Annotated in this window: 10 protein-coding genes; 6 read left to right on the plus strand and 4 right to left on the minus strand. The window is 58.1% G+C overall.

Annotation, left to right across the window (positions count from 1 at the left end; translation table 11 throughout):
- Positions 1 to 228: 228 nt before the first annotated feature.
- Complete coding sequence (gene lldD / locus HZS81_RS17240; RefSeq protein ID WP_179931757.1) at positions 229 to 1,368, minus strand: FMN-dependent L-lactate dehydrogenase LldD; 1,140 nt, start codon at positions 1,366 to 1,368, stop codon at positions 229 to 231.
- A gap of 340 nt (positions 1,369 to 1,708) precedes the next feature.
- On the opposite strand from lldD, the gene HZS81_RS17245 reads away from it, so the two are divergent.
- The 3 genes from HZS81_RS17245 to HZS81_RS17255 are packed head-to-tail and all read left to right on the plus strand — an operon-like array spanning position 1,709 to position 5,749.
- Positions 1,709 to 2,479, plus strand: coding sequence for a GntR family transcriptional regulator (locus HZS81_RS17245; RefSeq protein WP_179931758.1), 771 nt, complete (start codon positions 1,709 to 1,711; stop codon positions 2,477 to 2,479).
- Complete coding sequence (locus HZS81_RS17250) at positions 2,476 to 4,374, plus strand: sensor histidine kinase (protein ID WP_179931759.1); 1,899 nt, start codon at positions 2,476 to 2,478, stop codon at positions 4,372 to 4,374. The genes HZS81_RS17245 and HZS81_RS17250 overlap by 4 nt, the downstream gene beginning before the upstream one ends.
- Positions 4,367 to 5,749 carry a sigma-54-dependent transcriptional regulator gene (locus HZS81_RS17255; RefSeq protein WP_179931760.1) on the plus strand — a complete coding sequence of 461 codons (1,383 nt, stop codon included), beginning with the start codon at positions 4,367 to 4,369 and terminating at the stop codon, positions 5,747 to 5,749. Before HZS81_RS17250 ends, HZS81_RS17255 begins: the two co-directional genes overlap by 8 nt.
- Here HZS81_RS17255 and HZS81_RS17260 read toward each other — a convergent pair.
- The 3 genes from HZS81_RS17260 to HZS81_RS17270 form a co-directional block, all read right to left on the minus strand.
- Positions 5,725 to 6,396 carry a metal-dependent hydrolase gene (locus HZS81_RS17260; protein ID WP_179931761.1) on the minus strand — a complete coding sequence of 224 codons (672 nt, stop codon included), beginning with the start codon at positions 6,394 to 6,396 and terminating at the stop codon, positions 5,725 to 5,727. The genes HZS81_RS17255 and HZS81_RS17260 overlap by 25 nt on opposite strands.
- Positions 6,397 to 6,537: 141 nt before the next feature.
- Positions 6,538 to 7,083: a gamma carbonic anhydrase family protein gene (locus HZS81_RS17265; RefSeq protein WP_179931762.1), complete on the minus strand. Its 546-nt coding sequence runs from the start codon at positions 7,081 to 7,083 to the stop codon at positions 6,538 to 6,540.
- A 31-nt stretch (positions 7,084 to 7,114) separates the two neighbouring features.
- Positions 7,115 to 8,455 carry a sodium-dependent transporter gene (locus tag HZS81_RS17270; RefSeq protein ID WP_179931763.1) on the minus strand — a complete coding sequence of 447 codons (1,341 nt, stop codon included), beginning with the start codon at positions 8,453 to 8,455 and terminating at the stop codon, positions 7,115 to 7,117.
- A 195-nt stretch (positions 8,456 to 8,650) separates the two neighbouring features.
- Between HZS81_RS17270 and prlC the strand changes: the two genes are divergently transcribed.
- From prlC to HZS81_RS17285, 3 genes are all read left to right on the plus strand, one after another.
- The gene (gene prlC / locus HZS81_RS17275) at positions 8,651 to 10,699 is read left to right on the plus strand and encodes an oligopeptidase A (protein WP_179931764.1); all 2,049 of its coding nucleotides are present in this window, start codon (positions 8,651 to 8,653) and stop codon (positions 10,697 to 10,699) included.
- A gap of 65 nt (positions 10,700 to 10,764) precedes the next feature.
- Positions 10,765 to 11,016, plus strand: a complete 252-nt coding sequence (locus HZS81_RS17280) for a YheV family putative zinc ribbon protein (protein WP_179931765.1) — start codon at positions 10,765 to 10,767, stop codon at positions 11,014 to 11,016.
- A gap of 61 nt (positions 11,017 to 11,077) precedes the next feature.
- Complete coding sequence (locus HZS81_RS17285; RefSeq protein WP_179931766.1) at positions 11,078 to 12,889, plus strand: Na/Pi symporter; 1,812 nt, start codon at positions 11,078 to 11,080, stop codon at positions 12,887 to 12,889.
- Positions 12,890 to 12,895: the final 6 nt, after the last annotated feature.

Genomic DNA, 12,895 nt, shown 5'->3' on the forward strand with positions numbered 1-12,895 from the left:
TACCCGGGTGATCGATGCCAACTGACTCAGCGATCAAACCCCTAACCTTCTGACAAACCAAGGTTTTTACACCTCATTCACCGCTGGTAACGCTCGGCGTCCCCGGCAGCGGATGCGTACTCTACGGGTTAACCGCCGGGTTGGCAAGGGGTGCATATAAAAAAATTATGGACTGGCTCACTATGTTTGTAGTGCACCAAGTTTGACGGCCAAGCGCTGAGAGGCTCGCTATACCTCCGATACCAGAGAGTCTTGCGTAAGGTCGGCAATGCTGCGCGCCCCGGTCAGGGTCATTGCGACTCGCATCTCTTTTTCAAACAGCTCAAGCAAATGAGAGACGCCGGACTCCCCAGCGGTCGCAAGCGCATAAATAAAGGCGCGACCAATCAGCGCCGTATCCGCACCCATGGCAATCATTCTCACAACATCTAGCCCATTGCGCACACCGGAGTCGGCCAGAATTTTCAAATCGCCTTTAACGGCATCTGCTATCGCAGGCAAGGCTCGCGCCGTAGAGGGAACACCATCTAGCTGACGACCGCCATGGTTGGAAACAACAATACCATCAGCACCGAAGCGCACCGCATCTCGAGCGTCTTCAGGATCTAGGATCCCCTTAATGATCATGGGGCCATCCCAAAACTCGCGAATCCACTCCAGATCTTTCCACGAAATAGCGGGATCAAAGTTATCACCCAGCCAAGCAATGTAGTCCTCAAGCTCGGTTGGCTTACCTCGATAATCAGAAACGTTGCCCAAGTCGTGCGGGCGACCATGGATTCCCACGTCCCACGCCCAAAGAGGTCGCATCGCCGCCTGAAGGACACGTCTCATTGGCCCGTGCTTGCCACTCATGCCTGAATGCGCGTCGCGATAGCGCGCTCCTGGCACAGGCATATCGACGGTAAAGACCAGCGTTTTGACTCCCGCCTCTTTGGCACGCTCAAGGACATGTTTCATAAAGCCCCTGTCCTTTAGAACGTAGAGCTGGAACCAGATCGGACGTTCAACGGCGGCCGCGACTTCGGCAATCGGGCACACCGATACCGTCGATAGGGTAAAAGGCACGCCTTTCTTAGCGGCCGCTCGCGCCGCTTGAACTTCGCCACGCTTCGCGTACATGCCTGTTAACCCAACGGGTGCCAAGGCAACTGGCATGGAAAGTTTTTCGCCAAACAGCTCGGTTTCTAGCGAGAGCGACGACATATCCTTGAGCACTCGCTGCCGCAACCCGATATCCGCGAGGTCCTCGACGTTACGACGTAACGTACGTTCCGCGTAAGACCCGCCGTCTGCGTAGTGAAATAGGAAGGGAGGAAGGCGACGCTTGGCTGCTTGCCGGTAGTCTGTGGGTGCTGAAATAATCATGACGAGCCCTATGCAATGAGTGCACTATTTAAAGCCGTTACCAAAGAGTCGGCTTACGGCGGCTATCCGGTGCTATACATGCTTATCTAGGCCGGCGCACCGCACTTAAAAATTGGTTTTACCAATTTACAAAAAAGCCAGGCCCAACGGTAGTGAAACGCTAGAAAAGTGTCAAATCACGACACCCTCTTGTCATGACTTTCTCGCCTATACTTTAGTTTTACGCCTTCAAAGAAAAGCCCCACCAGCAAAACAACTTTCATCCCACGTGGCCTGCCAAACCGGTTGAAGGTGCTGCGCAAATTGCTTAGCATTGGTCTTACCAATTAAGGAGCTTCTCATGACTTACTCGCCGCTTCGCCAACCGCGCTTAGCCGATGTCATTACCGAACGCCTAGAGGCCATGATTTTAGAGGGCAGCCTAAAGCCGGGGCAGCGCTTACCGTCGGAACGCGAGCTGGCCGAGCGTTTTGGCGTCTCACGCCCCTCGCTGCGCGAAGCCATTCAAAAGCTGGCCGCAAGGGGACTGCTGACCAGCCGTCAAGGAGGTGGCACGTTCGTCAACGATACGCTTAATAGCAGTTACACCGATCCGCTGCTGGAAATGCTCTCACGGCACAAAGAATTTCACCTTGATCTATTGGAGTTTCGCGATGCGATGGAAGGCATCTCCGCCTACTATGCGGCGCTACGTTCCACACCGGCGGACAAAGCCATTTTAATTCAACGCTTTGAAGAGTTAGACGGCGGCTTTGCCGGCGCTGATCCTGCCCAGGAAGCCAAGCTAGATGCCGCCTTTCACCTCGCCATTGCCGAAGCTGCCCACAATGTCCTACTGCTGCATAGCATTCGGGGGATTTTTCACCTACTGGAACAGAGTATTGTCGATAACCTTGCGCACTTGTTCGCCAAGCCCGACTCGCGCAACCAGCTAATGAAGCAGCACCGTGCATTATTGGATGCCATTTTAGACGGCCGTGCCGAAGATGCCCGCAACCGCGCACACGAACACTTAGTCTTCGTTGAAGAGGGCTTACTGGAAATGGCGCGCGCCGAAACCCGCGCCCAACGTGCCCTACGCCGCTCCCAAAGCGTTTCTTCTCCGGCATGATACAAAAGAAAGGCTTAAAGCAGTGGCGGCACCTTGGCTGGCTCATTGTCGCTGTGGGGCTACTTGTGGTGATGTGGCAAGCCGCGCAGTTCGCGCGGGAGCAAGCGCTAACAAACCTTCAAGAGGACGCCGAGAATGAGCTGCGTCTCTCCGCTGCCAACCTAAACGGCTACTTGCTGCGCTACGATTATTTGCCGCAAATGCTCGCCACCCGCGAAGGCGTTCAGCGTTTTCTCGCCTCCCCCGAGCGCCAAGACGTAATGCCGCTCAACCTGCTGCTTGACCGTTTTCGCTTTACCGCCGGCGTATCGGATGTCTACCTGCTGGATCGCGAGGGCACCACGCTCGCCGCGAGTAATTGGCACCGAGCCAACACCTTTATTGGTCAAAATTACGCGTTTCGAAGCTACTACACTGAAGCGATTGCCGGCCGCCAAGGGCGCTTTCACGGGCTGGGCGTACAGTCACTAGAGCGCGGCTACTATTTTTCCGCCCCGGTATGGCTAGACACCACCTCTCCCGACGCGCGCCCGGATGGCGTAATGGTGGTGAAGGTGCTGTTAAACGATGTGGAAGATAACTGGGCGGAACAGGACGCCACGCTATTTGTCACCGACACAGACGGCATCATCTTTCTGGCTAGCGAACCTAAGCTGCGTATGAATGCGCTCCATCCCCTCTCCGATGAGCAGCGCGAAACCCTACGCGAAACCCGTCGCTATGCCGCGGAACCACTAGAGGCCTCCGGCATCCGTATGGAAGCGCAATACGCGCCTGGCTCTCAGCTGATCGGGTTCGATAACGGGCCGCTTAGCGATCATCGCTACTTGAGCTTGACGCGCAAACTGCCCGAGTTTGAATGGGAGATGCACATTCTTAAGCCGATCAACTCGGTCGTCAGCGCGCAGTGGATGACGGCCTTGATGGCGGGCGGACTTTACGGCGTCGTCGCACTCGGCGGCGGCATCGGTTGGCAGCGCTTGCGCCTGCGCCGCGAGCGCGAAACCTTCGCCGAACGCGAACGCCAAACGCTTGCGCGCGTGCGCGATGAGCTGGAAATAAGCGTGGAGCGGCGCACCCGAGATTTAGTTGCCAGCAACCAACGCTTATCGGCCGAAATCGAAGAGCGCCGGCGTGCAGAGGCTAACCTGCGACAAACCCAAGATGAGTTGATTCAAGCCGCAAAGCTCGCCGTGCTCGGCCAGCTCGCTGCGGGCATCAACCATGAACTCAACCAACCACTCGCCGCGATTCGCGCCTATGGCGAAAACGCCCGTCGTTTTATTGAACTCTCCCGCGTGGATCAAGCCGATGCCAATCTCGCCGAAATCATTGAACTCACCGAGCGTATGGCGGAAATCAGCGCCCAGCTACGCCAATTTTCGCGCAAAAGCGGCGAGCGCCAAGAAACCATTTCGGTGCAGTCCTGCGTGGAGTATGCGCTTAGGCTTTTTCACAGCCGCTTGCGCGCGGGCCAAATTAACGTAGAGCAGCATATCCCTCGCGAGACCCTGTGGGTCAAAGGCGACCTTGTCCGCTTAGAGCAAGTCATCGTGAATCTCATCAGCAATGCACTTCAGGCGATGAAAGACACCCCCATGCCGACTCTCCTGGTCACGGTCAAAACCGATGCTAGCCATGTCTCTATTCATATTGCTGATAGCGGCCCTGGCATCGATGAAGCGCATTTCGACCAGATCTTCGAGCCATTTTTTACCACCAAGGCCCCCGGCAGCGGTTTAGGGCTGGGCCTTTCGATCTCATCGCGTATCATGGAAGACCTCAGCGGCAAGCTTTACGCCTACAACCGCGATGAAGGCGGCGCCGAGTTTAGCGTCACGTTACCGCTTGCCGACGCCCCCCGTACCGCTTTGGAGACACCCTCTCATGCATGATCCGTCGACGCTGCCGGTCATGGTGATCGACGATGAGCCGCACCTGCGTATCACCGCGAGCCAAACGTTGGAGCTCGCGGGCTACACGCCGCACTGTTTTGAATCCGCCGAACAGGCGCTTGAAGCGCTAACGCCCAACTTCCCTGGTGTGGTCGTCAGCGATATTCGCATGCCCGGCATAGACGGCATGGCGCTGTTGCGCACGCTGCATGAGCGCGACCCGACGCTGCCGGTGATTTTGATCACCGGCCACGGCGATATTTCCACCGCCGTGGAAGCGATGCGCGCCGGTGCCTGGGATTTTCTGGAAAAGCCCTTTGCCGGGGATCAACTGCTCGATGTAGTGCGCCGCGGGATTGAAAAGCGCCAGCTAAGCTTGGAAAACTATCGCTTAAAAGCCGAACTGGAGGCACAGCAGGCGGCGCTCGGCCCGCGACTCGTCGGGCGCACTGACGTGGTATCCCGCTTGGCAGCGATGATCCAACGCATCAGTCAGGTAGAAGCTGACGTGCTACTGTTCGGCGAAACCGGCACCGGCAAAGACCTTGTCGCTCGCGCGATTCACGAGCGCAGTGCACGGCGCAATCATCCCTTTATGGCGATCAACTGCGGGGCGGTACCCGAAAACACCATCGAGTCGGAGCTATTCGGCCACGAAAAAGGCGCCTTCACCGGTGCGGTTGAACGGCGCATAGGCAAGTTCGAGCACGCCAATGGCGGGACCGTGTTTCTCGACGAAATTGAGTCAATGCCGCTGGCACTTCAGGTCAAGCTGCTGCGCGTGCTGCAAGAACGCGCCATTGAGCGCTTGGGCGCCAACGACGTTATCCCGCTGAACATTCGTGTTATCGCCGCGACCAAGGTAGACCTAAAAACCGCGGCGGAAAGCGGTCACTTCCGCGAGGACCTTTACTATCGTCTCAATGTGGTAACGCTGCCCCTGCCAGCCCTACGCGAGCGTCGCGAAGATATTCCGCTGCTTTTTCAGCACTTCGCCGTCGTTGCGGCCAACCGCAGTGGGCTTGAGGCGCCGCCGCTAGATAGCCATGCCGTGGCCGCCCTGCTGGCCCACGATTGGCCGGGCAACGTGCGCGAGTTACGCAACCTTGCCGAACGCTACGTGCTACTCGGGGCTGCGTTCGACTACCGTCTGGATGAGCTGCTAGAAGGGGAAAATGCCGATACCCAAGCCTCCTCGCTACCACGCCAAGTGGAGCTGTTTGAAAAAAGCCTGATTAGCCAGTCGCTTGCCCGCCATCACGGGCGTGCCACGACAGTGTGTGAGCATCTGGGCATTCCGCGTAAAACGCTCTACGACAAACTCAAAAAACACGGCCTGCGCGCGGAGGATTACCGCCACAGTAGCGAGCCCTGATGCAAAAGCTCACCCAGCGCTGCCCACGGCGGCAGCCACGGAATCAACGTCAGCGTCGCGATCAGCATTAACAGACTCGACATCGGCCGGCGGCCGTCGGTGAGTTTTAGCGCCGTGCCAAACGAGCGCTTGAGCCGCGCGCCTTCAAGGTCGACACTATAAAGCTCATCAAGCAGTAAGTGAATGCTAAACCCTACCCAGACCGCGATACCGTGAGACCAAGCCAACCACGCCGACTGCGCCAGCATCTGAAAACTCAATGCCGCCGTCAGCAGCGCGCATAGCAATCCGGCCAAAAGCGAATGCCAAATACCGCGATGCACGGTGAGTCGTGAAAACAGCACGCCCAATAAATAACGCACGCAAAAGTAGATACCGCCGCACGCCACTAACAGCATGCCCGGCGTGAGCCACGCCTGTAACAACAGCACACCGAGCACGAGCGCGGGTACGGAGAGCAGGTTAAAAATCAGCCGAATGGAGTGCGAACGGTCAGCGTCGATATCGGGCAAAATGCCGCCAAACGCCGTAAGCGCGCAAATCAGCATGGCCTGGGAAGAGGGCCACCACTGCGCCTGCCAGCCAGCGTACGCCACTAGCATGCCGCCCGCCGTCGCGACGGTGATATGCGTGCGAAAATTTGCCATGTCACGGCATCCTAGAAAACTGGATAAATTATCAGATTTCGCTCCACCGCAACATGACTAACGCTTAAATAACGCAGAAAAATCAAAACAAAACGGGCCGCGCTTCCATGAAGTTAAGCGAACGGCTACTCAACACGAGGGTTATGCTGATGCCTCGGTGAGAAAGCGGTCTTTCAATTTGACGTAGTTACCCGCCGTGTAGGAAAAGAACGTGTACTCTTTTTCTTTGAGGGGGCGCAGCGCCTTCGCCGGATTGCCGGCGTACACATGGCCGCTTTCAAGATGCTTGCCCGGCGTGACTACCGCGCCTGCAGCAATGATGACGTCATCGTCCACCACAGCGCCATCCATCACGATTGCGCCCATGCCGACCAAGATGCGGCTACCCAAAGTGGCGCCATGCAGAATTGCCTTGTGCCCAATGGTGACATCATCGCCCACGGTCAGTGGAAAACCATCGGGATTGTAGTCGCTGGCGTGGGTAATATGCAGCACACTGCCATCTTGTACGCTAACGCGAGCGCCAATGCGGATACGGTGCATATCGCCACGAATCACCGTCATCGGCCACACCGAGCAATCATCGCCCAGCGTGACATCACCGATCACGACGCTAGCCGGGTCGATATAAACCCGTTCGCCAAGCGTCGGCGTTTGCCCCTGGTAAGGGCGTAATGCTGTGCTCATTGTTATCTCTCCTCTTGCTGCCCTGGGCGTTTTACACCAGCGCGCTTAATAACACGATACAGGTCAACGGAATGGCGACCCAACGCAAGACATTTTGCCATAGGTAAAAGCCGCGCTCGCTCGTTCCTAACGCCTGCATAACGGTGGCGCGCGGCATCACCCAGGCGGCAAATACGGCGATCAACAGCCCCCCAACCGGCAAGAAGATATCCGGCGGGATACTGCTGACCAGTTCAAACATATTACGCCCAAGTAGCGGACGGAAGTCAGCCATAAACGAGAAGGAAAACGCCGAGAATAGTCCTAATAGCCACACACTCAGCGCCACCACTGCCGTAGCGCGACCGCGACGAAATCCCAGCCCTTGAAGTGTGGCGACCATGGGTTCGGCAAGGTTGATCGCCGATGTCCAGGTGGCGAGCAACAGCAATAAAAAGAACACGCTTAACCACAGCGAGCCACCGGGCAGTTCCGAAAACGCAATCGGCAGGGTCACAAACATCAACCCTGGGCCGTCTGCGGGGTCCATTCCTTGGGCAAACACCACAGAAAAAATCGCAATGCCCGCGAGCAGTGCCACGCTAATATCGAGGACAGCCACAGCACCGGCGGCTTTGGGCAGGCTTTGGTCATCCGGCATATAGGCCCCGTACGCCATGAGCGCACACGCCCCGACGGCCAAGGTGAAAAAGGCATGTCCCATCGCGTGCAGAACGACACTGGGGGTAACGGCGCCAAACTCCGGCAGAAACAGCCACGCCAGCGCCGTGCCAAACCCTTCGGTGGTGCTGGCGTAGCTCGCCAATAGCAACAGCAGCAGATAAAGCAGCGGCATCAGCAAGTTATTAAGCCGCTCCAACCCTTTGGCTACGCCGGCAGCCACCACCGACATGGTCATAAATAGAAACAGCGTGTGGTTAAACACCAAAAGCCCCGGGTTGGCCAGAAACGACTCGAAGCCGGCACCTATTTCCGCCGCTGAGGCCCCCTGGAAGTTGCCGTTGATGGACGCCACCAGAAACTCGATCGACCACCCAGACACTACCGAGTAGAACGACAAGATACAGAACACCGTGAACGCGCCAAATAACCCCAACCAACGCCAATGCCGCGACGCCCCGGCCTCGGCCGCCAGCACGCCAAGCGCCTGCATTGGCCCGCGCCGCCCAGCGCGCCCGATAAGAATTTCTGCCATCATCACCGGCAGGCCCAACAGCAGCACAAAGGCGACATAAATCAGCAAAAACGCCGCGCCGCCGTTCTCGCCCGCCACATAAGGGAAGCGCCAGATATTACCCAACCCAACCGCCGCGCCTGTCACGGCTAAAATAAAGGCCCGCTTTGATCCCCAGCGCTCTAGCGTCTCGCTCATTGCCTGTCCCGTTTGCTTAAGAAAATGACACGTTGGCGGCGATAAACCGCGGCTGCATTACCCGACAAAGCCAGCAAGCCTAGCAGGCGCCCGCCTTCACGCCAATCCTGCGTGGCGCCGTGAGGATTGAAACCACGCCTTCGCGCCCACATTCTATAACTCAGCACATCACACGTTTTCCCAACCGAGGCTGCTATGTCCCACAACCCCCTGCTTGAAGCGCACGCGTTACCGCCGTTTGACGAGATTCGCGCCGACCATGTGGTGCCTGCCATCGAGACACTTCTCGATGAGAGCCGTGAGGAGATCGATGCCCTCGCTTCAAAGGCGCAAGCTACCACGCCCACGTGGGAGAACTTCGCCGCCCCGCTGGAAGCGATCAACGACCGTCTCTCCAACGTCTGGTCGCCGGTTTCGCACCTAAACGGCACCATGAATACGCCGGAAATGCGTGAGGCATACGAAGCCTGTATCGGTAAGCTGTCAGAATTCAGCACCTGGGTGAGTCAGCACGAAGGGCTCTTTACCGCATGGCAAGCGCTAAAAGACGGCCCTGCTTGGCTGTCGCTCGACGCCGCCCAGCGCCGCGCGGTGGATAACACCCTGCGCGATTTTCGCTTGGCCGGCGTCGACCTGCCCGCCGAGAGGAAAGCCCGCTACGGTGAGATTCAATCGCGCTTATCGAGCCTATCCAACCAGTTCTCCAATAACGTGCTTGACGCCACTCAGGCGTGGCACAAAGACATTCAGGACGCAGACCAACTCGCCGGCGTGCCTGAAAGCGCGCTCGACACCCTGAAAGCCGCCGCTGACGCCAAAGGCCTCGACGGCTACCGCATCACGCTCGACTTTCCGAGTTTCTTCCCGGTGGTGAGCTACGCTGACAACCGCGACTTGCGCCGCGAGGTGTACACAGCGTTTGTCACCCGCGCCTCTGATCAAGGTCCGAACGCAGGCGAATTCGATAACGCCCAGATCATGGAAGAGATCCTGGCGCTGCGCCAAGAGCTCGCGGCACTCCTTGACTTTGATACCTACGCCGACTATTCACTGACGACCAAAATGGCCGACTCCCCGGCACAAGTGCTCGACTTTCTCAACGACCTCGCCCGCCGCGCCGTACCGCAGGCGAAAGAGGAGTTTGCCGAGCTTACCGCCTTTGCCCGTGACGAACTGGGACTTGAAACGCTTGAGCCCTGGGATGTCGCCTACACCAGCGAGAAGCTACGCGAAGCGCGCCATGCGATCTCCCAAGAGCAGCTACGCCCCTACTTCCCATCACCCCAGGTCGTCGATGGGCTATTTCAGGTCGTTGAACGCCTTTACGGCGTGTGCTTTGAGGAAGACAACGGCGTGCCGCGCTACCACGACGACGTGCGCTACTTCCGCATCACAGAAAACGGCGCGCCGATTGCCGGGTTTTACCTTGACCTATACGCCCGCGAGGGCAAGCGCGGCGGCGCGTGGATGGCGGACTGCCGCGTGCGCCGCCAGACACAAAACGGCCTACAGCTTCCCGTGGCCTTTCTGACCTGCAATTTCACCCCGCCGGTCAATGACAAGCCGGCGCTTTTGACCCACGACGAAGTCACTACGCTGTTCCACGAGTTCGGCCACGGCCTGCACCACATGCTGACCCAGCAGAATATCGCTGACATTTCCGGCATCAACGGCGTAGCCTGGGATGCCGTGGAACTCCCCAGCCAGTTCATGGAGAACTACTGCTGGGAACGCGAAGGGCTCGACCTGCTGGCGAAGCATGTCGACACCGGCGAGCCGCTGCCTACCGAGCTACTTGAGCGCCTGCAAGCGGCGAAAAACTTCCAATCCGCCATGGACATGGCGCGCCAGATTGAATTTTCGCTGTTCGACCTGCGCCTTCACCACGAGCTTAGCGCGCCGAGCGCGACCGAGATTCAGGCCCTGCTTGATGACGTACGCGAACACGTTTCCGTCGTGCCAAAAGCGGCATTCAACCGCTTCCAAAACAGCTTTGGGCACATTTTTGCAGGGGGCTATGCGGCGGGCTACTACAGCTACAAATGGGCCGAAGTGCTTTCTGCCGATGCGTGGAGCGCCTTCGAGGAAGCCGGGATTTTCGACCCAGAAACCGGCCAGCGCTTTCGTACCCAGATTCTTGAGCAAGGCGGCGCCCGCGATGCGGCTGAGCTTTTCCACGACTTCCGCGGTCGCGAGCCCAGCGTCGAGCCACTTTTACGCCATAGCGGCATACGCGCCGCCTAGTTTGATGGTTTTACCTCTCACCTAACCCACCGCGCGACACTTAGCTGCCGCGCGAGGAGCCTAGTATGTCAACTGTGAAACGTTTTATTGCCGGCGTCACCTGCCCAAGGTGCGCCGCGATGGACCGCATTCGTGCCTGGGAGCAAAACGGCATCCGCTACCGTGAATGCGTTAGCTGCGACTTCTTTGAGCAGCTGCCCATCGAAGACGAATCGGCACCCGAATTAGAAACCCGCGTTAACCAAGTGCGCGACGAGCAAAAGCAGCAGGACGTGCAGCCGGTGCGCATTCTTGATCCAGGCCACTCTGACAAATAAGCTACAATAAAATGACGTTTTCATGATTTTTTCCTGACACCCAAACGCCAAGGAGAAGGCAGTGGCCCTTAGCACCTATTTCTCACCATGGCGCCAGCGACTACACAATCACCCTACACTCAGTGGCCGACTCGTGATTACAGGGTTACTCGCGGCCACGGCGCTTTTGATGTCGTACCTAGACCTTGCCACGCTTGCGGCTGGCCTGGGATTATTTTTGTGGGGCATGGGATATCTTGAACGCGGCATCAAGCAGCTTTCCGGCGGCAAACTAGAGCGCTGGCTGCACCGCGCAACCGGCACGCAGCCCCGGGCGCTTGCCTTTGGCGCGCTGGCGACGGCCACCGTGCAATCCAGCTCGTTAATCACGCTGCTATCGATGTCGTTTGTCAGCGCTGGGTTGGTGACGCTGCCTAGCGCGATTGCGTTGCTGTTTGGGGCCAATTTGGGCACCACCACCGGCGCCTGGCTGATGGCCACCTTCGGGCTAGGGTTTGATCTTGCACGCTACGCCATGCCGTTTCTCGCCGCCGGGCTGATCGGTTCGCGCCTGCTCGCCAAGCGCTACCGCGGCTACGCGTATCTGTTGATGGGCGTTGGGCTTTTGTTTCTTGGCATTGATTTTATGAAACTTGGCTTTAGCGCCTGGCAGAACGGCCTTTCGCTTGAGGGCTTTGCCGGGGAGCAATTTTGGCACTGGCCGCTTTACGTGCTATTTGGCGTCATCGCCACGGTGGTTATGCAGTCAAGCCACGCAACGCTTTTGATTACCCTAGCGGCCCTTGCCAGCGGGCAGCTGCCTTACTTACCGGCGCTTGCCGTGGCGATTGGGGCCAACGTCGGCACGACCGTCACCGCGCTACTGGGCGCGCTAGGCGCCAGCATCGCCGCACGCCGCCTGGCCGGGGCGCATGTGGTTTTCAACCTGTTTACCGGCGCAGTGGCGCTACTTTTGCTGCTGCCATTGGCGTGGCTGGTCGACCAGATTAGCTCCGTGATAGGCATTGGCGCCGAGGCTTGGCCACTTAAACTGGCGCTTTTTCATACGCTATTCAACGTGCTTGGCATTGTATTAATGCTACCGGCGATCCCAGCACTGGCGCGCGCGCTCGAGCGTATTTTTCCCGCCTCGACCAAGCAGCCTTATGCCCAGGCACGCTACCTTGAGGCCTCAGCGCTGCAACTACCTGATACGGCGATCAACGCGCTAGAGCAAGAGTGTCGGCGTTTAGAACGGCATGCGTACCACGTGCTTTGTAGCGCTATTTTAATGCGCAGCGCCGATGTGTTGGGCCACCCGCCCAAGCGGCAGAAAGCCACCGCATTGATCGACCCTAGCGCCTGGCCGGCAGTCAACGAGCGCTACCACGAGCGCATCAAGCCGCTTTTGAGCGAGATTTTAGCCTTCTACGCGCGGATTGATACGCCGTTGACCAAAGCGCAGCAAACGCACATACAACTACGTCTGCAGCGTATCTTCCGCCTAGTCGAAGCTGTGCGCTTTGGCGAAGTGCTACAGCGCAGTCTGCTGCGTCATGCCGCACGGACAAGCCCACTGCGTGATGCCCACGATGCGCTGCGCCTGGCGGTTGCCCAAGGCCTCAATCAACTCAGTCAGGGGCAGAACGAGGGTAATACGGATATCAGCATGACAGCAGTGGTCGAGCCGTTGGATACGATTAGCCAGCAGTGGCAGCGGGAGATCGCCACCCGACTGCGCTCCGAGCGCCTAGACCCGGCACTTGCCTCAACGCTAATGAACGACCTACATCAGGCGCAGCGGCTTATTTATGCACTGACGCCGAGTGATCGTGAAGTGGTGACTTTTTCGTCATCGCTGCCATCCCCTCAGTGCTTAGGAATTAATAACTAACACTTG

Origin of the sequence: Vreelandella salicampi (assembly GCF_013415105.1) — a bacterium.
Lineage (GTDB): Bacteria > Pseudomonadota > Gammaproteobacteria > Pseudomonadales > Halomonadaceae > Vreelandella > Vreelandella salicampi.